The organism is Streptomyces sp. RK62 (assembly GCF_018070255.1).
Lineage (GTDB): Bacteria > Actinomycetota > Actinomycetes > Streptomycetales > Streptomycetaceae > Streptomyces > Streptomyces nigra.
Genome location: NZ_JAGPYD010000010.1, coordinates 156501 through 179377, shown reverse-complemented (window position 1 = coordinate 179377; position 22877 = coordinate 156501). Strand labels below are relative to the sequence as shown.

Annotated in this window: 20 protein-coding genes; 11 read left to right on the top strand and 9 right to left on the bottom strand. The window is 71.7% G+C overall.

What is annotated here, in order from left to right:
- Positions 1-2 precede the first annotated feature (2 nt).
- Entirely contained in the window at positions 3-2399 is a 2397-nt protein-coding gene (locus tag KBY32_RS20695) for a cation-translocating P-type ATPase (RefSeq protein ID WP_210981132.1), read from the bottom strand.
- Between the two features lie 97 nt (positions 2400-2496).
- Positions 2497-2796 carry a DUF2530 domain-containing protein gene (locus tag KBY32_RS20690; RefSeq protein ID WP_210981131.1) on the bottom strand — a complete coding sequence of 100 codons (300 nt, stop codon included), beginning with the start codon at positions 2794-2796 and terminating at the stop codon, positions 2497-2499.
- 118 nt (positions 2797-2914) lie between these two features.
- Between KBY32_RS20690 and KBY32_RS20685 the strand changes: the two genes are divergently transcribed.
- Entirely contained in the window at positions 2915-4366 is a 1452-nt protein-coding gene (locus KBY32_RS20685) for an NCS2 family permease (RefSeq protein WP_055623660.1), read from the top strand.
- Here the strand turns inward: KBY32_RS20685 and KBY32_RS20680 are convergent.
- On the bottom strand, positions 4359-4541 hold the full coding sequence (locus tag KBY32_RS20680; RefSeq protein ID WP_055623693.1) for a hypothetical protein: 183 nt from the start codon (positions 4539-4541) through the stop codon (positions 4359-4361). The genes KBY32_RS20685 and KBY32_RS20680 overlap by 8 nt on opposite strands.
- A 154-nt stretch (positions 4542-4695) precedes the next feature.
- Between KBY32_RS20680 and KBY32_RS20675 the strand changes: the two genes are divergently transcribed.
- From KBY32_RS20675 to thpR, 3 genes are all read left to right on the top strand, one after another.
- Positions 4696-5133 (top strand): MarR family winged helix-turn-helix transcriptional regulator, encoded by a 438-nt coding sequence (locus KBY32_RS20675; RefSeq protein ID WP_055623692.1) that lies wholly within the window; start codon positions 4696-4698, stop codon positions 5131-5133.
- Between the two features lie 25 nt (positions 5134-5158).
- Positions 5159-6511: an MFS transporter gene (locus KBY32_RS20670; protein WP_210981130.1), complete on the top strand. Its 1353-nt coding sequence runs from the start codon at positions 5159-5161 to the stop codon at positions 6509-6511.
- Positions 6512-6609: 98 nt separating this feature from the next.
- Positions 6610-7182, top strand: coding sequence for an RNA 2',3'-cyclic phosphodiesterase (gene thpR, locus KBY32_RS20665; RefSeq protein WP_210981129.1), 573 nt, complete (start codon positions 6610-6612; stop codon positions 7180-7182).
- Positions 7183-7304: 122 nt separating this feature from the next.
- Here thpR and KBY32_RS20655 read toward each other — a convergent pair whose 3' ends face one another.
- The 3 genes from KBY32_RS20655 to KBY32_RS20645 all read right to left on the bottom strand — a co-directional run bounded on the left by KBY32_RS20655 (position 7305) and on the right by KBY32_RS20645 (position 9708).
- Positions 7305-8297, bottom strand: coding sequence for an aldo/keto reductase (locus KBY32_RS20655; protein WP_210981128.1), 993 nt, complete (start codon positions 8295-8297; stop codon positions 7305-7307).
- 53 nt (positions 8298-8350) lie between these two features.
- A complete protein-coding gene (locus KBY32_RS20650) occupies positions 8351-8944 on the bottom strand; it encodes a Uma2 family endonuclease (RefSeq protein ID WP_210981127.1) in 594 nt (197 codons plus the stop codon).
- 86 nt (positions 8945-9030) lie between these two features.
- Positions 9031-9708 carry an SGNH/GDSL hydrolase family protein gene (locus tag KBY32_RS20645; RefSeq protein ID WP_210981126.1) on the bottom strand — a complete coding sequence of 226 codons (678 nt, stop codon included), beginning with the start codon at positions 9706-9708 and terminating at the stop codon, positions 9031-9033.
- Positions 9709-9851: 143 nt separating this feature from the next.
- Here KBY32_RS20645 and KBY32_RS20640 point away from each other — a divergent pair, with 143 nt between their 5' ends.
- The gene (locus KBY32_RS20640; protein ID WP_210981125.1) at positions 9852-10817 is read left to right on the top strand and encodes a WD40 repeat domain-containing protein; all 966 of its coding nucleotides are present in this window, start codon (positions 9852-9854) and stop codon (positions 10815-10817) included.
- Between the two features lie 43 nt (positions 10818-10860).
- Here KBY32_RS20640 and KBY32_RS20635 read toward each other — a convergent pair whose 3' ends face one another.
- Complete coding sequence (locus KBY32_RS20635) at positions 10861-11637, bottom strand: TetR/AcrR family transcriptional regulator (protein ID WP_210981124.1); 777 nt, start codon at positions 11635-11637, stop codon at positions 10861-10863.
- Positions 11638-11724: 87 nt separating this feature from the next.
- Here KBY32_RS20635 and KBY32_RS20630 point away from each other — a divergent pair, with 87 nt between their 5' ends.
- From KBY32_RS20630 to KBY32_RS20620, 3 genes are all read left to right on the top strand, one after another.
- Positions 11725-12690, top strand: coding sequence for an ATP-binding cassette domain-containing protein (locus KBY32_RS20630; protein ID WP_210981123.1), 966 nt, complete (start codon positions 11725-11727; stop codon positions 12688-12690).
- Entirely contained in the window at positions 12687-13508 is an 822-nt protein-coding gene (locus tag KBY32_RS20625; RefSeq protein ID WP_210981122.1) for an ABC transporter permease, read from the top strand. The genes KBY32_RS20630 and KBY32_RS20625 overlap by 4 nt, the downstream gene beginning before the upstream one ends.
- A 233-nt stretch (positions 13509-13741) precedes the next feature.
- On the top strand, positions 13742-15322 hold the full coding sequence (locus KBY32_RS20620; RefSeq protein WP_210981121.1) for an alpha/beta hydrolase: 1581 nt from the start codon (positions 13742-13744) through the stop codon (positions 15320-15322).
- A gap of 71 nt (positions 15323-15393) precedes the next feature.
- Here KBY32_RS20620 and serC read toward each other — a convergent pair whose 3' ends face one another.
- The gene (gene serC, locus KBY32_RS20615; protein ID WP_055623649.1) at positions 15394-16512 is read right to left on the bottom strand and encodes a phosphoserine transaminase; all 1119 of its coding nucleotides are present in this window, start codon (positions 16510-16512) and stop codon (positions 15394-15396) included.
- 81 nt (positions 16513-16593) lie between these two features.
- On the opposite strand from serC, the gene KBY32_RS20610 reads away from it, so the two are divergent.
- From KBY32_RS20610 to KBY32_RS20600, 3 genes are all read left to right on the top strand, one after another.
- Positions 16594-19461, top strand: a complete 2868-nt coding sequence (locus KBY32_RS20610) for an FAD-binding and (Fe-S)-binding domain-containing protein (RefSeq protein ID WP_210981120.1) — start codon at positions 16594-16596, stop codon at positions 19459-19461.
- Positions 19462-19604: 143 nt separating this feature from the next.
- Positions 19605-20729, top strand: a complete 1125-nt coding sequence (locus KBY32_RS20605; RefSeq protein WP_210981119.1) for a peptidoglycan bridge formation glycyltransferase FemA/FemB family protein — start codon at positions 19605-19607, stop codon at positions 20727-20729.
- A gap of 183 nt (positions 20730-20912) precedes the next feature.
- Positions 20913-21893: a DMT family transporter gene (locus tag KBY32_RS20600; RefSeq protein ID WP_210981118.1), complete on the top strand. Its 981-nt coding sequence runs from the start codon at positions 20913-20915 to the stop codon at positions 21891-21893.
- Positions 21894-21908: 15 nt separating this feature from the next.
- Here KBY32_RS20600 and KBY32_RS20595 read toward each other — a convergent pair whose 3' ends face one another.
- Positions 21909-22817, bottom strand: a complete 909-nt coding sequence (locus KBY32_RS20595; protein ID WP_247689750.1) for a hypothetical protein — start codon at positions 22815-22817, stop codon at positions 21909-21911.
- Positions 22818-22877 lie beyond the last annotated feature (60 nt).

Genomic DNA, 22877 nt, shown 5'->3' with positions numbered 1-22877 from the left:
GCTCAGCACGGGACCCGGCGGTCGACCCACTTCCACAGGAACTCCAGGGCGACCGCCGCCACCGCCGCGATACCGACCGCGATCCACGGCATCGTCATCCCGACCAGCCGCAGCGCGAAGAACTCCTGCAGCCACGGCACCACCAGCACCAGCAGGAACGCGAAGCCCATCGCGGCCACCAGCGCGATCCGCCACCAGGTGTACGGCCGGGCGATGATGGCCAGCACCCACATCGAGATCAGGAACAGCGTCAGGGTGGCCGCGCTGGTCTCCGCGGGCAGGCTGTCGTCCCCCGAGTAGTGGGCGCGGGCGACCAGATACGTCGCGAACGTCGCCACCCCCGCCACCACGCCGCCCGGGATCGCGTACCGCATGACCCGCCGCACGAAGTGGGGCTGCGCCCGCTCCCGGTTCGGCGCGAGCGCCAGGAAGAAGGCGGGGACCCCGATGGTGAGCGTCGACAGCAGGGTCAGATGGCGCGGCAGGAACGGATACTCCACCTGCCAGAACACCACCATCAGCGCCAGCAGCACCGAGTAGACCGTCTTCACGAGGAACAGGGTCGCCACACGCGTGATGTTGCCGATCACCCGCCGCCCCTCCGCCACGACCGACGGCAGCGACGCGAAGCTGTTGTTCAGCAGCACGATCTGGGCGACGGCCCGGGTCGCCTCCGACCCCGAGCCCATGGCGACCCCGATGTCGGCGTCCTTCAGCGCGAGCACGTCGTTCACGCCGTCGCCGGTCATCGCGACGGTGTGCCCGCGGGACTGCAGCGCCCCCACCATGTCCCGCTTCTGCTGCGGGGTGACCCGCCCGAACACGGTGGCGTCCTCGATCGCGCCGGCCATCTCGTCCCGCTCCCGGGGCAGCCTGCGCGCGTCGACGGTCGTCCCGGTCAGCCCCAGCTTGGTCGCGACCGCGCCCACCGACACCGCGTTGTCCCCGGAGATCACCTTGGCCTGGACGTTCTGCTCGGCGAAGTAGCGCAGGGTGTCGGCCGCGTCGGGCCGCAGCCGCTGCTCCAGGACGACGAGGGCGGCCGGCTTCGCGTCCAGGGCGACCTCGGGGTCGTCGAGCTCGCGGGCGGCCCGGGCGAGCAGCAGCACCCGCAGACCCTGCTCGTTCAGCCGGTCGGTCTCGGCCAGCGCCGGATGGTCGTCGGAGAGCAGGACGTCGGGCGCGCCCAGCAGCCAGGTGCCGGACTGGCCGTCGCTCTCGCTGAAGGTGGCGCCGCTGTACTTGCGGGCGGAGGAGAACGGCAGCGCGGCGGTGCGGCGCCAGTCCTCGGGGGCGGGGTAGGCGGCGATGACGGCCTTGAGGGAGGCGTTGGGGCGCGGGTCGGACGCGCCGAGGGCGCCGAGGACCGTACGGACGTAGGACTCGTCGAAGCCGTCCAGGGCGCGCAGCGCGGTGACGTCCATGCCGCCCTCGGTGAGGGTGCCGGTCTTGTCGAGGCAGACGGTGTCGACGCGGGCCAGGCCCTCGATGGCGGGCAGCTCCTGCACCAGGCACTGCTGGCGGCCGAGCCGGATGACACCGATGGCGAAGGCGACCGAGGTCAGCAGCACCAGCCCCTCCGGGACCATCGGCACGATGCCGCCGACGGTCCGGGCGATCGAGTCGTCGAGGTCGTTCTCCTTGACGAACAGCTGCGTGATGATCAGGCCGATCGCGGCCGGGACCATCATCCAGGTCACGTACTTCAGGATGGTCGAGATGCCCGACCGCAGCTCGGAGTGGACGAGCGTGAACCGGGACGCCTCCTCGGCGAGCTGCGCCGCGTACGCCTCGCGCCCGACCTTGGTGGCCTGGAAGGCGCCGCCCCCGGCGACGACGAAGCTGCCGGACAGGACCGGGTCGCCGGGCCGTTTGACCACCGGGTCGGCCTCGCCGGTGAGCAGCGACTCGTCGATCTCCAGCCCGTCGGCCTCGACGCACACCCCGTCCACGACGGCCTTGTCCCCGGGCCCGATCTCCACGAGGTCGTCGAGGACGATCTCGGAGGTGCCGATCTCGGCGGCCACCCCGTCCCGGCGGACCGTGGGCCGCGCCTCCCCGATCACCGCGAGCGAGTCCAGGGTCTTCTTGGCCCGCCACTCCTGGACGATGCCGATGCCGGTGTTGGCGAGGATGACGAAGCCGAACAGGCTGTCCTGGATCGGTGCGACGAACAGCATGATCAGCCAGAGCACACCGATGATCGCGTTGAACCGGGTGAAGACGTTGGCGCGGACGATCTCCGCCATGGACCGGCTGCTGCGCACCGGTACGTCGTTGACGGCTCCCCGGGCGACCCGTTCGGCGACCTCGGCCGCGGTGAGCCCGCCCGCCGCGACGGTGACGGAGGCGGCGTGCACGGGGTGGTCCACATCGGTGCCCGCGTCGGCATGCGTCATGCATTCGACGGTACGTGCGGAGCGGGGAGTTCACCCGCCGAGTGCGCGTAAGTTCCGACCGGGGGAGGAGCCGTCTCGTACCGGGGTCGTACGGCCGCTATTCGGCGGAGGGCGCCGTCGGCCGCTCGGCGCGCTCGCCGGCGCTCTCCCGCTCCGCCGCCGCCCGCTTGACGGCCGCCTCGCGCCGGCGGACGTACCAGATGCCGATGAGACCGAGGCCGCCGCCGGCCAGGCAGGTCCACACCCACCAGGTGTGCCCGTGGTCGTCGAACCAGCCGTAGAACGGCAGCTGCACGACGAAGAGGACGAACCAGATGATCGTGCCGCCGGTGATGGTCGCGACCACGGGGCCCTCCAGGGGCTCCGGCGCCTCGTGCTTGGGGGTCCACTTCGCCATGCGACACAGCTTACGAGGCGATCAGGTCTACGCGCGGAGATGGCCCTTCAGGGCTTTATATGTTCATACTGAAACGGTTTGAGTCTGACCACTTCTCTTCGTAGGAAACACCAAAAGCATGTCCACCTCGGCTCCTGCCAAGGCCCCCACCCCTGAACAGCCGGGAGCCGGGCCCACCTACGGCGCACTCGACCGCTTCTTCAAGATCTCCGAACGCGGCAGCACCGTGCCGCGCGAGATCCGCGGCGGTCTCGCCACCTTCTTCGCGATGGCGTACATCATCGTGCTGAACCCGATCATCCTGGGCAGCGCGAAGGACATGTACGGACATCAGCTGGACAACGCCCAGCTGGTCACCGCCACCGCCGTCACGGCCGCCTTCAGCACCCTGCTGATGGGCGTCATCGGCAATGTGCCGATCGCGCTCGCCGCCGGCCTCGGCGTGAACTCCGTCGTCGCCCTCCAGCTCGCCCCGCGCATGTCCTGGCCCGACGCGATGGGCATGGTGGTCCTGGCCGGATTCGTGGTCATGCTGCTCGTCGCCACCGGTCTGCGCGAGCGCGTCATGAACGCCGTGCCGTTCGGCCTGCGCAAGGCCATCGCCATCGGTATCGGCCTGTTCATCATGCTGATCGGCCTCGTCGACTCCGGCTTCGTCAGCCGTATCCCGGACGTCGCCCAGACCACGGTGCCGCTCCAGCTGGGCACCGGCGGTCATCTCGTCGGCTGGCCGGTGCTGGTCTTCGTGCTCGGCTCGCTGCTCACCCTCGCGCTGATCGTCCGCAAGGTCCCCGGCGCGATCCTCATCTCGATCGTCGCCATGACCGTCGTCGCCGTCGTCATCGAGGCCGTCGCCAAGGTCCCGTCCTGGGGCCTGACCACCCCGAAGTGGCCCGGCAACCCGGTCGCCAGCCCCGACTTCGGGCTGATCGGCGAGGTCAGCCTGTTCGGCGGCTTCGGCAAGGTCGGCGTGCTGACGGGCGTCCTGTTCGTCTTCACCGTCCTGCTGTCCTGCTTCTTCGACGCCATGGGCACGATCATGGGCGTCAGCGACGAGGCGAAGCTGACCGACGGCCGCGGCCAGATGCCGGGTATCAACAAGGTGCTGTTCGTCGACGGTCTCGCCGTCGCCGCCGGCGGCGCCAGCTCCTCCTCGGCCACGACGGCCTTCGTGGAGTCCACGGCCGGCGTCGGCGAGGGCGCCCGCACGGGCCTCGCCAACGTCGTCACCGGCGGTCTGTTCGCGGTGGCGCTGTTCCTGACGCCGGTCGCCACGATGGTGCCGTCCCAGGCGGCCACCCCGGCCCTGCTCGCGGTCGGCTTCCTGATCCTCGCGAACTCCGTCAAGGAGATCGACTGGGCCGACTACACGATCGCGATCCCGGCCTTCGTGACGATGGTGATGATGCCGTTCACCTACTCGATCACCAACGGCATCGGTATGGGCTTCATCACCTTCGCGGTGCTGCGGCTGGCCGCCGGCCGCGGCCGGGAGGTCCCGGCCGCGATGTACGTGGTGGCGGCGGTGTTCGGCTTCTACTACCTGATGCCGGCCCTGGGGCTCACGTGACGCCGTAGAACTTCTCTGTCTCCTCGACGGCGGCCTGGAACCGTTCGTCGAAGTCATCACGGATGAGCGTCCGGACCACATAGTCCTGGACGCTCATTCCTCTTTTGGCGGCATGCCGGCGCAGCCGGTCGAGCAGCTCGTGGTCCATCCGCAGGCTGAGCACGCTGGTCCCCATGCACACGAGGGTCGCGGCACCTTCCGGTGCCGTGTGTCACGTTCCGCCGCTGGATCACCCATATGAGTGACGAACGCGTGACGTGGCGGGAGTCACGGGAGGCCCACGCGTCCCCAGTGGTATTTAGCCAGAGTAATGAGTTACGCTAATGAACATGTCGGACCTCACCCATGGCGACGACGCTGCCGCCGTGAACTCCCTGCGCTCCGCGGTCATGCGCCTCTCCCGCCGGCTCAAGCACCAGCGGGTCGACGAGTCGCTGAGCCCCACCGAGATGTCGGTGCTCGGCACCCTCTCCCTCTGCGGCAGCGCCACCCCCGGTGAGCTGGCCCGCAAGGAGCACGTCCAGCCGCCGTCGATGACGCGCATCGTCGCCCTGTTGGAAGCCAAGGGCCTCGTCCGGCTGGAGCCCCACCCGGAGGACCGGCGCCAGAAGGTCGTCACGAAGACCGAGCAGGCCGAGACCATGCTCGCCGAGAGCCGCACCAAGCGGAACGCCTTCCTGGCCACCCTCGTCGAGGGGCTCGACGAGGACGAGTGGGCGACCCTGCGCGCCGCCGCCCCCGTCCTGGAGAAGCTCGCACACCTGTAGGCAGTCACCAAGGAGGCGACCACTTTTGAGTTCGGGACCCGGAGCAGACTCCGCCCCCGCACCGACCACCCACTACTCCCCGCCCGCCCCCGAGCGCCGCAACTCGATGTTCAGCTCGCTGCGGATCCGGAACTACCGGCTGTTCTTCCTCGGCCAGGTCGTCTCCAACACCGGCACGTGGATGCAGCGCATCGCCCAGGACTGGCTGGTGCTCAGCCTCACCGGCTCCGCCACCGCCGTCGGCATCACCACCGCGCTGCAGTTCCTGCCCATGCTGCTCTTCGGCCTGTACGGCGGCGTCCTCGTCGACCGGCTGCCCAAGCGCCCCACCCTCATCGCCACACAGTCCGCGATGGGCCTCACCGGCGTCGCGCTGGCCGCCCTCACCCTCACCGGACACGTCCAGGTCTGGCACGTCTACCTGGCCGCCCTCGCCGTCGGCTTCGCGACCGTCCTCGACAACCCGGCCCGGCAGTCGTTCGTCTCCGAGATGGTCGGCCCCGGCCAGCTCCAGAACGCCGTCAGCCTCAACTCCGCGAACTTCCAGTCCGCCCGGCTCGTCGGACCCGCCGTGGCCGGCCTGATGATCACCGGCGTCGGCACCGGCTGGGCCTTCCTCGCCAACGGCCTGTCCTTCGTGGCACCCATCGCAGGCCTCATGCTGATGCGGGCCCGCGAGCTGCACGTCGTCGAGCGGGCGCCACGCGGCAAGGGACAGCTGCGCGAGGGACTGCGCTATGTCGCCGGGCGCCCGGACCTGATCTGGACCATCGTCCTCGCCGGGTTCGTCAGCACCTTCGGCTTCAACTTCCCCGTCTTCCTGTCCGCCTTCGCCGACGACGTCTTCCGCGCCGGCGCCGGCTCCTACAGCCTCTTCAACACCCTGATGGCCGTCGGCTCCCTCGCCGGAGCACTGCTCGCCGCCCGGCGCGGCACGGCCCGGATGCGGGTGCTGATCGCCGGGGCCGTCGCCTTCGGCGCCATGGAGATCGTGGCGGCCGTCGCGCCCTCCCTGTGGCTGTTCGCCCTGCTCATGGTCCCCATCGGCATGTTCGGCATGACGGTCAACGTCACCGCCAACAGCAGCATCCAGATGGGCACCGACCCGAGCATGCGCGGCCGGGTGATGGCCCTCTACATGATGGTCTTCATGGGCGGCGCCCCCCTCGGCGCCCCGATCGCCGGCTGGGTCACGGACGCGTACGGCGTCCGGGCGGGCCTCGCCTCGGGCGGCGCCGTGACCGCCGCCGCGGCCGTCGCCGTCGGCCTGGTCCTGGCCCGTATGGGCGGGCTGCGCCTCTCGGTCGGCTGGTGCCACGGGCACCCGAAGGTGCGGTTCGTACCGCGCGAGCGCGAGCAGCTGGCGACCGCCGCCTAGGTCGTGTCCGGCGAGAGGCGTGCCCGGCGCCGGGCGGCAGGCGGGACTTCGCGGACACGGCCCAGGACGGACCCGGGCACGGCGGCGAGACTTGCATCATGAGACTCTTCGCCGCCGTGCTGCCTCCGGACGACGTGGCGCGGGAACTGCACACCGAGGTCGCGGCCCTGCGGAGCCTGCCCGGCGCCGACCTGCTGCGCTGGACCGCGCGGCCCGGCTGGCACTTCACCCTCGCCTTCTTCGGCGAGGTCGACGACGAGCTCCTGCCCGCCCTGTCCGTACGGCTGGCGCGGGCCGCTCAGCGGACGGCGCCCTTCCGGCTGGCGCTGCACCGAGGGGGCCAGTTCGGGCACGGGCGGGCCCTGTGGACGGGCGCCGACGGTGACGTGCCCGCCCTGCGCGTGCTCGCGGGGCGCTGCGAGGCGGCGGCCACGAAGGCGGGCGTGCCGATGGGGGAGCACCGCCGGTACAAGGCCCATCTGACGCTGGCCCGCAGCCGGACCGCCGTGGACACCCGGCCGTATGTCACGGCCCTCGCGGACTTCACCAGCCGCACCTGGACCGTGACCGAGCTGGCGGTCGTCCGCAGCCATCTGCCCACCTCCGGCGTACCGGGCGAGCAGCCCCGCTACGAGGTGGTCGCCCGGCGGCCGTTCGGGGCCGCCGGTTAACCTCGATGGCGTGGACCCGAAAACCCGTAACCGGATCATGGCCGGTGCGCTCGTGCTGATGTTCGTCCTCGTGGCCGTGGCGGCGGCGCTCGGACGGTGACCTCGCGCCGCCTGTCAGGCCTCTACCAGGCGAACGCCTCCGGCGACGGCCCCGGGCCCGGGAACACCTCGTCCAGCCCGGCCAGCAGCTCCTCGCTCAGCTCCAGCTCCACGGCCCGCAGCGCCGACTCCAGCTGACCGGCCGTGCGCGGGCCGACGATCGGGCCCGTGACTCCGGGCCGGGTCAGCAGCCACGCCAGGGCGGCCTCGCCGGGCTCCAGACCGTGCTTGTCGAGCAGGTCCTCGTAGGCCTGGATGCGGGCGCGCGCCTCCGGGTCGGCGAGGGTCTCCGCGGCCCGCCCGGAGGTACGGCGCCGGCCCTCGGCCTCCTTCTTGAGCACCCCGCCCAGCAGGCCGCCGTGCAGCGGCGACCAGGGGATGACCCCGAGGCCGTACTCCTGCGCGGCGGGGATGACCTCCATCTCGGCGCGGCGCTCGAACAGGTTGTAGAGGCACTGCTCGCTGACCAGCCCGATGGTGCCGCCCCGCCGGGCGGCGATCTCGTTGGCCTGGGCGATCTTGTAGCCGGGGAAGTTGGAGGACCCGGCGTACAGGACCTTGCCCTGCTGCACGAGCACGTCGATGGCCTGCCAGATCTCGTCGAACGGGGTGTTCCGGTCGATGTGGTGGAACTGGTAGACGTCGATGTGGTCGGTCCGCAGCCGCTTGAGGCTGGCGTCGACAGCGCGCCGGATGTTCAGCGCGGAGAGCTTGTCGTGGTTGGGCCACGCCGCACCGTCGGCGCCCATGTTGCCGTACACCTTGGTGGCGAGGACGACCTTGTCGCGCCGGTCGCCGCTCTTGGCGAACCAGCTGCCGATGATCTCCTCGGTGCGGCCCTTGTTCTCGCCCCACCCGTAGACATTGGCAGTGTCGAAGAAATTGATGCCGGCGTCCAGCGCCGCGTCCATGATCGCGTGGCTGTCGGCCTCGTCGGTCTGCGGTCCGAAGTTCATCGTGCCGAGGACGAGTCGGCTGACCTTGAGTCCCGTGCGTCCGAGCTGCGTGTACTCCATGGAGTGCACGCTAACCACTTCGAGTGCGCTCCAGGCAAGGGCGCGCGACCCCGTCAGTCGCGGGGGAAGTCGTCCGTCTTCAGGACGAGGTCGACGACCGTGCCGGTCAGGTCGACGTCGGTGCCGAAGTCGACCCGGGTGCAGGTCGTGTAGTCGCCGTCCTTGGGGTCGGTGTGGACGTGGCAGCGCCCCTGGTACGGATCGGCGATCAGGTAGACGGGGACCTCGGCCTCGGCATAGGCGAGGCGCTTGGGGCCGTAGTCGTTGGCGGCCGTGCCCTGGGAGATGACCTCGGCGACGAACTCGACGTCCTGGTATCGCCAGTGGCCCCTGGCCTCCGGTTTGGCCGACTCCTTGAAGAGGACGACGTCCGGGCAGAAGCCGTTCGCGTGGCCCGGGAAGTCGATGCGTACGTCCGAGAGCACCTTGCGCCCCTTGCCGAACCTGTTCCTGAGGGTCTGGGCGATCTCGAAGATGATCTCCCAGTGGTTGGTGCGCTGTGGCGTCATGTAGACGTTGCCCCCGACGATCTCGACCCGGTAACCCTCGGGGACGGGCATACGCTCGAGCCGCTCGAACCACTCGTCCAGGCTCAGGTTGTTGGCGTCGGCGTCGGCCATCGCGATCCTGTCTTCGAGGACGGTCATCGTGGCGCTCCTCCCCGGCCGTCCCACGGTCGGTGCGGCCGCGCTGTACAACGATACGCACGGTGACCTCGGTACGGAGACGAAGCTCACACAGCGGTGTACGGCGCGCCCAGGTCCCAGGCCTGGTGCATCGCGTCCGCGAAGGCTCCGGCGATCTTGTGCTCGCCGCTCGCGTTCGGGTGGGTGCCGTCGTACGTGTCCAGGTCGATGTCGTACGACGGCGGCGGGGACGCGAGCAGCAGCGGGGAGCGGGGCTGGTCCAGGTCGGCGACCGTCTTCGCCAGGAGTTCGTTGAAGCGGGTGACCTGCGCGGCGAAGGGCGGGTCGGCCACGGCCCGGACGTTCGGGATGACCGGCAGCACGACGAGGCGCACGCGCGGGTTGGCCGTGCGTGCCTCGGCGACGAAGGCGCGGACGTTCTCCGCGGTCTGCTCGGCGTTCGTGTAGAAGCCCAGGTCGATCAGGCCCAGCGAGACCAGCAGGACGTCGGCCCGGTGCGCGCGGACCGCGTCGGCGATCAGCGGGACCATGTGCTGCCAGCCCTCGCCCCAGCCGGCCAGATGGGCGCGCGGGAACTCGGGGTCGGCGTACGCGTACGAGCTCGGGGACTCGGTGGCCTTGTCGTACAGCGTCTCGCGCGGGCCGACGAGGGCGAAGGGGCCGCCGTGGGTGTCCCGCAGGTGCTGCCACATGCGGTAGCGCCATGTGTGTTCGCCGGCGCTGCCGATGGTCATGGAGTCGCCGACGGGCATGAACCTGAGCATCCGCTCATGATGGACGATCTCCCGCTGGTGCGAGGAGCCGGTCGGGGTGTGAAGCCCGCCACGCGGCGTGCGCCCCCGGCGAGGCGCGATGTCCGGCGAGGGCCCCGGCTCCGAACGCCCGGGCCGGATGGCAGGCTTGGGGCATGCGCCGACCGCTCGCCATACTCGCCGGGGTCCTGCTCACCGGTGCGCTCACGCTGCCCGCGTCCGCCGCCGACGGGAACGAGGACTTCACGATCAAGGACCCGCGGATCACCGAGTCCAGCGGCCTGGCCGCCTCCCGCCAGCACAAGGGCGTCTACTGGACGCACAACGACCAGGACACGGGCGCCTACCTGTACGCCGTCGACAGCGCCACCGGCAAGACGGTCGCGCGGATCACCCTGACCGGGGTGGGGACGCCACGGGACGTGGAGGCGATCTCCATGGGCCCCGACAACCAGCTGTACGTCGGTGACATCGGTGACAACGACGGTGTGGAGTGGCCCTATGTGTGGATCTACAAGCTGCCCGAGCCGAAGGTCCTGAAGGACCAGTCGGTCCGGGCGACGCAGTACGTCGTGAAGTACTCCGACGGCACCCGGGACGCCGAGTCGATGGTGGTGCACCCGAAGACCGGGCGCGTCTACATCATCGACAAGCAGGAGGACGGCGGGCATCTGTACGAGGGCCCGGCGAAGCTCTCCCCGTCCGGCACGAACGTCTTCGAGCCGACCACGCCGGTCGACCTGTGGGCCACCGACGCGGCCTTCTCCCCGGACGGGCGGACCCTGGTGGTCCGCGGCTACTTCGGGGGCCTCGCCTACGACTGGAACGGCGGGAAGCTCAAGCGGCTGGAGCGGGTGAGCGTGCCGCTCGGGCAGGGGGAGTCCGTGACGTACTCGCCCGACGGAAGCAAGATCATGCTGGGCAGCGAGGGCGTGAACAGCTCGGTGGTGGCGAAGGACGCGCCCGGGGACACCGGCCCCGACTCGTCGTCGTCGGGCGGGAGTTCGGCCTCCCCGGACGGCGACGACGGGACGGACGGCACCCTCAAGGTCGGTGCCGTGGCCGTGCTGGCCGTCCTGGTCGTGTTCTTCGCCCTGCGGAGGCTGTTCCGGCGGGCGTGAGCGCCGCTCGGTCCTCGTCGCCCGCCGTGCGCCCTGTGCCTGCTCAGCCCTCCTCGCCCGCCGTCCGACGGGCGACGAACACCTCCAGGCCGTCCAGGATGCGCTGCAGCCCGAACTCGAAGTGGTCGAAGTCGGGGCCGAAGGTGTCCTCGGAGAGCCCGGCCAGGACGGGGTAGCGCCCGCTGAGCATGGCCTTCTCCAGCGCCGGCCGCTGGGCCTCCCAGAACTGCGCGTCCGTCAGCCCCGAGCTGCGCTCCGCCTCCTCCTGGTACAGCTGGGTGCGGGCGGCTCCGACGACGTATCCCTCGATCATGATGATCGCCGACAGCAGTTCCGGGTCGGTCAATCCCATCGGCTTGATCCGGCCGAGCATCTTCTCCAGGCCGTCCAGGGCGTTCGGGCCGAGGATGGGCCGGGACTGGTTGACCTCCAGCAGCCAGGGGTGCCGCCGGTACAGGGCGAGGGTCGCCCGGCCGAGGGCCTCCAGGGCGGAGCGCCAGCCGCCGTCGCCGAGCTCCGCCGCGTCCGCCGAGACGCGCTGCACCCGGTCCAGCATCAGGTCGAGCAGCTCCGCCTTGCCGGGGACGTAGCGGTACAGGGACATGGCGCCGGTGCCGAGCTCCGCCGCGATCCGGCGCATCGACAGCGCGCCGATCCCGTCGCGGTCGGCGACCTCGACGGCGGTCTCCACGATGCGGTCGAGGGTGAGGCCCGGCTTGGGCCCCCGGCTGGGCCGCTGCCCCGTGCCCCAGAGCAGGTCGAGGGTGCGCGCGATGTCGCCGCTGCCACTGGTCTCCGTACCGCCGCCACCGCTGCTCATACGGGCAGTCTAGATCCGCGCCCGAAAACTGGGTACGCCGTACGCATCATCGGGTACGGTGTACCCAGTTAATGGAAGGGGGACCCTATGAACGACGACGGTCACGCCGTGTGGGCGGAGGGCCTGGAGAAGCGCTACGGCGACAAGCGCGCCCTCGACGGCTTCGATCTCGCCGTCCGCGCGGGCACGGTGCATGGACTGCTCGGCCCGAACGGCGCGGGCAAGACCACCGCCGTACGCGTCCTGTCGACGCTGATCAGGGCGGACGGCGGACGGGCGGCCGTGGCCGGGCTCGACGTGGCCCGCCGGCCGCGCGAGGTACGGGCGCGGATCGGGCTGACCGGGCAGTACGCGGCGGTGGACGAGGTGCTCACCGGGCGCCAGAACCTGGAGATGTTCGGCCGGCTGTTCCATCTGGGCGGCCGGCGGGCCCGGCTGCGGGCCGCCGAGTTGCTGGAGCAGTTCGACCTCACCGACGCCGCCGACAAGGGCGTCGGCGACTACAGCGGTGGCATGCGGCGCCGCCTCGACCTGGCCGCGTCGATGATCCTCGCCCCGGCCGTGCTGTTCCTGGACGAGCCGACGACGGGGCTGGACCCGCGCAGCCGCGGTGAAGTGTGGGACTCGGTACGGGCGTTGGTGGCGGACGGCACGACCGTGCTGCTGACCACGCAGTATCTGGAGGAGGCCGACCGGCTGGCCTCCCGGATCACCGTCATCGACCAGGGCCGGGCCATCGCGGACGACACCCCGGACGCCCTGAAGAACCGGGTCGGCGGCGACCGGATCGAGGTCGTCGTCGGTGAACGGTCCGAGATCCCCCGGGTCGTGAAGGTGGTCGCCCGGGTCGCCGACGGCGAACCCGAGGCGGACGAGACCGAATTGCGGGTGCACGCCGCCGTGACCGACCGGGTGGCCGCGCTCACGGACGTCGCCCGCACCCTGCAGGACGAGGGCGTACGGGTCGAGGACATCGGTCTGCGCCGGCCCAGCCTCGACGACGTGTTCCTGAGCCTGACCGGACACCGCACGGAGAAGGAGGCGGCGGCATGAGCGCGCTCGACCTGACCGGACCGGCCGGCCGCGGCCGGGTGTACTGGGCGCTCGCGGACTGCTGGAACATCGTCCGCCGGGGCCTGACCCACTACCAGCGCCAGCCCGTCAACATCGCCTGGCAGCTGGGCTTCCCGATCCTCTCCGTCCTCCTGTACGGCTATGTCTTCGGCAGTGCGATGACGGTGCCCGGGGGCGGCGACTACAAGGACTTCCTGATGCCGGGCATGTTCGTGATGACCATGGCCTTCGGCTTCATCAACACCGCGACCGTCGTGGTGTACGACTCCACCAAGGGCGTCATCGACCGGTTCCGCTCCATGCCGATGGCGTCCTCGGCGGTGGTGGCCGGACGCGGGGTGACCGATCTGATCATCGCCTGCGCCGAGTTGGCCATCCTGATGCTCACCGCGCTGGCCATGGGCTGGCGTCCGGACGGCGGCTGGGGCTTCCTCGCCGCGTTCGGGCTGCTGCTGTGGCTGCGGTTCGCCCTCATCTGGCTCGGCGTCTGGCTGGGCCTGCTGGTCCCCAACCCGGAGGCGGCGGGCGGCCTGTTCGCGGTGGCCTTCCCGCTGACGATGATCTCCAGCATCTTCGTCGCCCCGCAGCTCATGCCCGACTGGCTGGGCTGGGTGGCCGCCTGGAACCCGATCTCCTCCACGGCCGCGGCGACCCGCGAACTGTTCGGCACGCCGGTGGGCGGCGGCGACTCCTGGGTGGAGCAGCACGCGTTGCTGATGGCCGGGGTGTGGCCGGTGATCCTGACGGCGGTCTTCCTGCCGCTGGCGGTGCGGCGGTTCCAGAAGCTGAGCCGGTAGCGGCGGGTTTCCGGCCCGGCTCCGCCCTTCGCCCGACGAGGGGGAGCCGGGTCGGCCGGGTGTCCGGAATTGCCGTAACTCCCGTTTTCCGTGGGGTTTCTGAGAGCGGGCTGTGCCTCGATTTGGTCAAGTCTTGCTCGAATTCGCATATGAGCGGTGCGCACTTCGGCGACGATGCGGCACGGCCCGCGTCACTCGTGGGCCTGACCCCGACACCGTTGCGAGAGAACTCCATGAGAAGAAGCGCAGCCGTACTGTGCGGCGCCACGGTCGTCCTGGCCGGGACACTCACCGCCGTTCCCGCCAACGCCAGCTCGCCACACTCCGCGAGCACGGCCCTGTCGACCGCCGTCGCCAAGGTCAGCTGGAAGAAGTGCGGGACGGACGACACCCCCACGCTCCAGTGCGGGACGGTCAAGGTGCCGCTCGACTACGCGAAGCCGCGCGGGCGCCAGATCACGCTGGCCGTCTCCCGTGTGCCGCACACCGCGTCCAAGTCCCAGGGCCCGCTGCTGGTCAACCCCGGCGGTCCCGGTGGCAGCGGCCTGTCGCTGGCCGAGTTCGTCGCGTCCTCCCTGCCGAAGGAGGTCGCCGCCCAGTACGACGTCATCGGCTTCGATCCGCGCGGCGTGGGCGAGAGCGAGCCCGCCCTCGACTGCAAGCCGGGCCACTTCGACCCGGTGCGCCCCAACTCCGTGCCGAGCACCCGGGCGCTGGAGAAGGCCAACGTCGACCGGGCCAAGGCGTTCGCCAAGGCCTGCGCCACCAAGTACGCGGACGTCCTGCCGTACATCGACACGGTCAGCGCCGTGAAGGACATGGACTCGATCCGCCGGGCCCTCGGCGCGTCGAAGATCAACTACTTCGGCTACTCGTACGGCACCTACCTCGGCGCCGTCTACGCCAAGCTGTACCCCGAGCGGGTGCGGCGCCTGGTGCTGGACTCGATCGTCGACCCGACCGGTGTCTGGTACGAGGACAACATCCAGCAGGACTACGCCTTCGACAAGCGCCACAAGGCCCTGATGGCGTGGATCGCCAAGTACGACTCCACGTACAAGCTCGGCACGAACCCGAAGAAGATCGAGGCCAAGTGGTACGCCATGCGGGCGGCCCTGGCCAAGAAGCCGGCCGGCGGCAAGGTGGGCGCCTCCGAGCTGGAGGACATCTTCATACCGGGCGGCTACTACAACGGGTACTGGCCGACGCTCGCCAAGACGTTCTCGGCGTACGTCAACGACCACGACACGGCGGCGCTGGTGACGGCGTACGACAACATCGCGGCGATCGACGCCTCCGGTGACAACGGCTACAGCGTCTACGCCGCCGTGCAGTGCCGTGACGCCTCCTGGCCGCGCGACTGGAAGCAGTGGCGCAAGGACAACTGGGCGGTGCACGAGAAGGCGCCGTTCATGGCCTGGAACAACGCCTGGTACAACGCGCCGTGCGCGTTCTGGCCGACCAAGACGCTGAAGCCGGTGAACGTCTCCAACAGCAAGCTCCCGCCGGTGCTGCTGTTCCAGGCGACGGACGACGCGGCCACCCCCTACCAGGGCGGTGTCACCATGCACCGGCTGCTGAAGAACTCCAGCCTGGTGGTGGAGCAGGACGGCGGCAACCACGGCATCACGCTGAGCGGCAACGCCTGCCTCGACAAGCACCTCGCGGCGTACCTCACCAACGGCAAGGTCCCGCACGGCAAGGGCACGGTCGACGCGGTGTGCGACAAGCTCCCCGACCCCACGCCGCAGCCCGCGGCGCGGAAGGCGACGAACACCGCCACCCTGAGCGCGATCCTGGGCTCCGCCCGCTGATCGACCGACACGACGACAGGGGGCGCCCGGCGACACTCGCCGGGCGCCCCCTCGTCACGTGTGCGGGAAGGTCAGAGCTTCTCGATCACGTAGTCGACGCACTTCGTCAGGGCCTCGATGTCCGACGGGTCGATCGCCGGGAACATCGCGACGCGCAGCTGGTTGCGGCCCAGCTTGCGGTACGGCTCGGTGTCGACGATGCCGTTGGCGCGCAGGACCTTGGCGACGGCGGCGGCGTCCACCTCGTCCGTGAAGTCGATCGTGCCGATGACCTGCGAGCGCTTGGCCGGGTCGGTGACGAACGGGTTCGCGTACTTGATGTCCTCGGCCCAGCCGTACAGCGTGCGGGCGGAGGTCGCCGTGCGGCGGACCGCCCAGTCCAGGCCGCCCTGGCCGTTGATCCACTCCAGCTGCTGGTTCAGCAGGAAGAGCGTGGCGAGCGCCGGGGTGTTGTACGTCTGGTTCTTACGGGAGTTGTCGATCGCCGTCGGCAGGGAGAAGAACTCCGGGATGTGGCGGCCGGACGCGTGGATCCGCTCGGCGCGCTCGATCGCGGCCGGGGAGAACACGCCGATCCACAGGCCGCCGTCGGAGGCGAAGGACTTCTGCGGGGCGAAGTAGTAGACGTCCGTCTCGGCGATGTCGACCGGGAGGCCGCCCGCGCCCGAGGTGGCGTCGACCAGGACCAGGGAGCCCTCGTCGGCACCGGCCACGCGCTTGATCGGCATGGCGACACCGGTGGAGGTCTCGTTGTGCGTGAAGGCGTAGACGTCCACGCCCTGCTGTGCGACGGCCTCGGGGTGCGTGCCCGGCTCGGAGACGATGACGTCCGGCTCGGCGAGCCACGGGGCCAGCTTGGCGGCCTTGGCGAACTTCGAGGAGAACTCGCCGAAGTTCAGGTGCTGCGACCGGTTCTCGATCAGGCCGTGCGTCGCGATGTCCCAGAAGGCGGTGGAGCCGCCGTTGCCCAGGATCACCTCGTAGCCGTCGGGCAGGGAGAACAGGCTCTTGATGCCCTCGCGCACCTGGCCGACCAGGTTCTTGACGGGGGCCTGGCGGTGGGAGGTGCCCAGCAGGGAGGTACCGGTCGCGGCCAGCGCGTCCAGCGCTTCCGTCCGCACCTTGGAGGGGCCCGCGCCGAAACGTCCGTCGGCGGGCTTGATGTCAGCGGGAATCTGGATCTCAGCCACGACACGGAGGGTAGCCGGTGGAGGAAACCCCGGCGAAACCTCGTCCGTCCGGTGAGACGGCGGGGCTGATTGAGTGGACGTATGGGCGAACTGGAGACGGAACTGCGCGCGGCGGTCCGGGGCGAGGTCGGGTTCGACGTCACGTCCCGTGCCCTGACGACCATGGACGCGTCCAACTACCGGCGTGTCCCGCTGGGGGTGGTGGCCCCCATGGACGCCGACGACATCGCCGCCGCGCTGGCGGTGTGCCGGGAGCACAGGGTGCCGGTGGTGGCGCGGGGCGGCGGCACGTCCATCGCCGGACAGGCCACCGGCACCGGGGTCGTCCTGGACTTCACCCGGCACATGGACCGGCTGGTGTCGCTGGACCCGGAGACGCGCACCGCCGTCGTCCAGCCCGGCCTCGTCCTCGACCGGCTCCAGGAGGCCGCCGCCCCGCACGGGCTGCGCTTCGGCCCGGACCCGGCCACGCACAGCCGGTGCACCCTCGGCGGCATGATCGGGAACAACTCCTGCGGCGCCCACTCCGTGGCGTGGGGGACGACCGCCGACAGCGTGCGGGAGCTGGACGTGCTCTCCGCGCGCGGCGAGCGGCTGCGGCTCGGGCGGGACTGGGCGGGCGCGCCCGACGGGCTGCGCGCCCTGGTGGAGGGGGACCTGTCCCGGCTGCGCACCGGCTTCCCGGAGCTGCCCCGCCGGATCTCCGGGTACGCGCTGGACGCGCTGCTGCCCGAGCACGGCGCCGACGTGGCCCGCTCGTTCTGCGGCAGCGAGGGCACCCTCGGCATCCTCACCGAGGCGGTCGTACGGCTGGTGCCGGCGCCCCGCGCGCAGGCGCTCGCCGTGCTGGCGTACGCCGACGAGAGCGCCGCCGCCGAGGCGGCCGCCGGGCTGCTGCCGCTCGGCCCGCTCACCGTGGAGGGCATGGCCGCCGACCTCGTCCCCGCGTCGGCCGCGCTGCCCCGCGGCGGCGCCTGGCTGTTCGTCGAGACGGGCGGGGAGTCCGAGGGCGAGGCACGCGCGCGTGCGGAGGCGATCGTGCGCGCCGCCGACGTCGTGGACGCGGCCGTCGTCACCGACCCGGCCGGGCAGCGGGCCCTGTGGCGGCTGCGGGAGGACGCCTCCGGCACGGCGACCCGGATGCCGGACGGCACGGAGGCGTGGCCCGGCTGGGAGGACTGCGCGGTGCCGCCGGCGCGGCTCGGGGCGTATCTGCGGGAGTTCCGGGCGCTGCTGGCCGGCCACGGGCTGCGCGGGGCGCCGTACGGGCACTTCGGGGACGGCTGCATCCACGTCCGCATCGACTTCGACCTGCTCACCGAGCGGGGCGTCGGCCGCTTCCGGCGCTTCTCCGAGGAACTGGCGGACCTGGTCGTGGCACACGGGGGCTCGCTGTCCGGGGAGCACGGCGACGGGCAGGCCCGCGCCGAACTGCTCCCGCGGATGTACGGCGAGGAGACGGTCCGCCTCTTCGAGCGCGCCAAGGCCGTATGGGACCCCGACGACCTGCTCAACCCCGGGATGCTGGTGCGCCCCGCACCCCTCGACGCCAACCTGCGCTTCGCGGTCCTGCCCCGCGAGCCGGTCGACGTCGCCTTCGGCTACCCGGCGGACGGCGGGGACTTCGCGGCGGCCGTCCGGCGCTGCGTCGGCGTCGCCAAGTGCCGTACGACGTCGGTGGGCGGGCCGGGCGTGATGTGCCCGTCGTTCCGGGCGACCGGCGCCGAGGAGCACTCCACGCGCGGGCGGGCCCGGCTGCTGCACGAGATGCTCGCCGGGGAACTGGTGACCGACGGGTGGCGTTCGGGCGAGGTGCGTGACGCGCTGGACCTGTGCCTCGCCTGCAAGGGATGTCGCTCCGACTGCCCGGTCGGGGTGGACATGGCCACGTACAAGGCGGAGTTCCTGCACCACCACTACGCCGGCCGGCGCCGCCCCGCCGCGCACCACAGCATGGGCCGGCTGCCGCGCTGGCTGCGCCTGGTGGACCGGACGCGGACGGCGGCCCTGGTCAACTCCCTCGCCTCCGTCCGGCCGCTGGCGTGGCTCGCGAAACGGCTCGGCGGGATCGCGCCCGAGCGGCGGCTCCCGAGGCTCGTGACCCGCACGTTCAGCCGCTGGTGGGAGGGCCGGGAGAAGCCTGCGGCCCCGGCGGGCGGAGAACTGGTCGTGCTGTGGCCCGACACCTTCACCGAGCATCTGTCGCCGTCGGTCGGGCAGGCGGCCGTCCGGGTGCTGGAGGCGGCCGGACTGCGGGTGGCGTTGCCGCCGACGGTGCGGATGACCCCGTCCGGGCGGGGCGAGGGCGTGGCGGTGGCCATGGACCCGCTGTCCGTGCTGCGCGGCCGCCAACGGGTCTGCTGCGGACTGACGTACGTCTCCACCGGCCAGCTCGACCGGGCCCGCGCGGTGCTGCGGCGCACCCTCGACCTGATGGAGCCCCTGCTGGAGCGGGACACCCCGGTGGTCGTCCTGGAGCCCAGCTGCGCCGCGTCCCTGCGTACCGACCTGCCCGAGCTGCTGCACGACGACCCTCGCGCCCACCGTCTCGCCGGGCGCGTCCTGACCTTCGCCGAGGCTCTGGAGCGGTACGCGCCCGGCTGGGTGCCGCCCCGGATCGGGCGGCCGGCGGTCGGGCAGACCCACTGCCACCAGCACGCCGTCCTCGGGGACGCGCCCGACCGCCGGCTGCGGGAGGCGGCGGGCCTCACGGGCGGACTGAGCGGCGGCTGCTGCGGCCTCGCGGGGAACTTCGGCTTCGAGAAGGGGCACTACGACGTTTCCGTGGCCTGCGCGGAGGAGCAACTGCTGCCCGCCGTGCGGGACGCGGGCGAGGACGCCGTCGTCCTGGCCGACGGGTACTCCTGCCGGACCCAGCTGGAGCAGCTGGCGGGCGTGCGGGGGCGGCATCTGGCGGAGGTCCTCGCGGAGGCGCTGGAGCAGGGGTGATGGGCCGTCCGGGCGCGGACGGACGCGCACGAGATGAGCGGGACGCCGGGCGCCCCTAGGCTGACGGACGGTGGAACGCCGCCCCCTCCGGTACGGCAGGCACCCCTCCCGGCCGTCCCGTCCGGTCCTCGACAGGAGCCCCCATGCCCCTCCTCCTCCGGCCCCTCACCCGCCACGAGCACCTGGCGTTCGTCGCGGCCCGCCGGTCCGCCAGCCACACCCAGGTCCCCTCCTGGGGCGAGGTGAAGCCGGACTGGACGGCGGAGAGCCTGGGCTGGTTCGACGAGGAGGGACGGCTGCTGGGCGCGGGCCTCGTGCTCTACCGCCCGCTGCCCCGCCTGAAGAAGTACCTGGCGTATCTCCCGGAGGGCCCGCTCATCGACTGGCACGCGCCCGACCTGGCCGAGCGGTGGCTGGCGCCGCTGGTCGCGCACCTGAGGCGCAAGGGCGCCTTCTCGGTCCGGATGGGGCCGCCCGTCGTCGCCCGGCGGTGGAGTCCCGACGCGGTGAAGGCGGCCATCGCCGACCCGGCGGCGCACCGGCTGCGGGACGTGGAGCCCACGTTCCACGACCCGCGCGCCGCCGAGATCGAGGAGCGGCTGCGGGACGCCGGATGGCGGCGGTCCGAGCCGGGCGGCGAGGAGGGCTTCGCGGCCGGGCAGCCCCGGTACGTCTGCCAGGTGCCGCTGGCCGGGCGGTCGCTGGACGACGTCCGCCGGGGGCTCAACCAGCAGTGGCGGCGCAACATCAAGAAGGCCGAGAAGGCGGGCGTCAAGATCGTGCGGGGCGGCACCGAGGACCTGCCCGTCTTCCACGAGCTGTACCGGGAGACCGCCGAGCGCGACCGGTTCGTGCCGCGCCCCCTGCCCTACTTCCAGCGCATGTGGACCGCGCTCACCGCCGAGCACCCCGACCGGATGCGGCTCTACCTCGCCCATCACGACGGTGAGGTCCTCGCCGCCGCCACGATGCTCACCGTCGGCGAGCACGTCTGGTACTCCTACGGCGCCTCCACCAGCCGCCGGCGCGAGGTCCAGGCGAGCACCGCCATGCAGTGGCGGATGATCGCCGACGCGCACGAGGCGGGCGCCGCCGTCTACGACTTCCGCGGCATCACGGACACCCTGGAGGAGTCCGACCATCTGCTGGGTCTGCTGCGGTTCAAGGTGGGCGCGGGGGGCGAGGCCGTCGAGTACCTGGGCGAGTGGGACCTGCCGGTCAACCGGCTGCTGCATCGGGCGCTGCATCTGTATATGGCGCGGCGGTAGGCGCGCGGCGGCTTCCGGCAGGGGGCATCGCCGCCGCAGGCGTGGGGGCGGCTTTCGGGCGGGCCTTGGGGTCCGAACTCTGGGACAGTGGCATTACGGGTTCACACGCCTGACCGAGTCCATTACTCTGGACCCGGCAGTACAGCACGCTGAACGAACCCGCAGCCTAGCCCTGGAACGCCCGTGAGCATCCCCGAAGCCGCCGCCGCGCCCGCGCGGACCGGCACCCCGGCCCCCGCCGACGCCGAGCCCGCCGCCGGCCCCCCTGGCCGCTTCGGCTCCCTCGGCCCGGTGGGCCTGGTGCTCGCCGGCGGTATCTCGGTCCAGTTCGGCGGCGCCCTCGCGGTGAGCCTGATGCCGCGCGCCGGAGCGCTCGGCGTGGTGGCGCTGCGGCTGCTCGTCGCGGCGGTCGTCCTGCTGGTGGTCTGCCGGCCACGGCTGCGCGGCCACTCCCGGACCGACTGGGGCACGGTCGTCGTCTTCGGCATCACCATGGCCGCGATGAACGGCCTCTTCTACCAGTCCGTCGCCCGTATCCCGCTGGGCCCGGCCGTCACCCTGGAGGTGCTCGGCCCGCTCGCCCTGTCCGTCCTCAGCTCACGCCGCGCCCTGAACCTCGTATGGGCCGGACTGGCTCTCTCCGGGGTCTTCCTGCTCGGTGGCGGGGGGTTCGGCAGCCTCGATCCGCTCGGTGTGGTCTTCGCCCTGGGTGCCGGCGCCATGTGGGCGGCCTACATAGTCTTCAGCGCCCGTACGGGCCGGCGCTTCCCGCAGGCCGACGGGCTGGCGCTGGCGATGGCGGTGGGTGCCGTGCTGTTCCTGCCGCTGGGCCTGGCCGAGTCGGGCGCCAAGCTGGCCGACCCGGTGACCCTCGGGCTGGGCGCGGCCGTGGCGCTGCTCTCCTCGGTCCTGCCCTACACGCTCGAACTCCTCGCCCTGCGCCGCCTGCCCGCGGGGACCTTCGCGATCCTGATGAGCCTGGAACCGGCCATCGCCGCGACCGCCGGGTTCCTCATCCTCGACCAGGCCCTGTCCACCGTCCAGGCGCTCGCCATCGCCCTCGTCATCGCGGCGAGCATGGGGGCGGTGCGGACACAGGTGGGGCGCGGACGGCGCCGCGGGCGCAAGGTGAAGGCCGCGCCCCGGGCGAGGGACGCGGCCTGATCCGTCCGTGATCGCCTAGCGCATCAGCAGACCGCGCAACCCCAGGCCGTAGTGCGCGCGCAGCCGGTGCAGCTCCCACAGGCCCACCGCCGTGACGGAGAGCGGGGAGCCCAGGATGAACACGAGCCGGATCAGCGTCGGCACGCCCTCGTGGGCGCCGGTGAACACGTCGATCAGCGCCATCTCCCACGCCAACGCCATGATCAGCAGCGGCGGCACCGTCTCGTGGATGTCCGCGGTGCGGAACACGTGCTGGACGGCGAGCCCCACGCCGAGGACGACGAACGGCAGCACCCAGAAGGTCACGAGGAGGAGGACCGCGAGCATGAGGCCCTTCGTCGCGGTGAAGTGCCCCTCGACGAGGGGTTCCTCGCCCTCGAAGAATCCCGAGAGCACGATGATCGGGAACACGGACGCCGCCGCCATCATCGCCACGATCGCGCCGAAGCACCGCCCGGCCCGGCGCAGCAGGTCCCGTCGCGCCGCCGGAGCGGCCAGGTAGTACAGGACGCCGACGACGACGGGGAGGGTCGCCGCCAGGACGAGGGCGCTGGTCCACGACTTGTCGACCTGCTCGTCCGCCGTCTCGCTGAGCTTGGTGGAGAGCTTGTAGGTGTAGGACATCCACACGAAGGCGGCCACGCCGACCCAGGTCCTGATCTTCCGCATCCGGGCCACCTGCGGATCCGAGACGATGCCCGGCCGTGACGGGGTGAAGACCCTGCGCGCGGTGTGGAGGGGGCCGATATGGCGGCGCAGCCGGCTGATCGGCCCACCCGGCGGCGGCACCGGCGGCACCGGCCCCGGGTGGGGCGGCTGGGGCTGCGGCGGCACATGGGGCTGCGGCGGATACGGCGGCTGCGGCTGCGGTGTGTAGGGCTGGGGCCCCTGGGGCGGCTGTCCGCCCGGGTTCCAGTTGCTCATCGTTCGTCCCCCGATATGTGCGTTGGCGCCGTGATGGGCGCGATCGGCGAGTGTATTGAG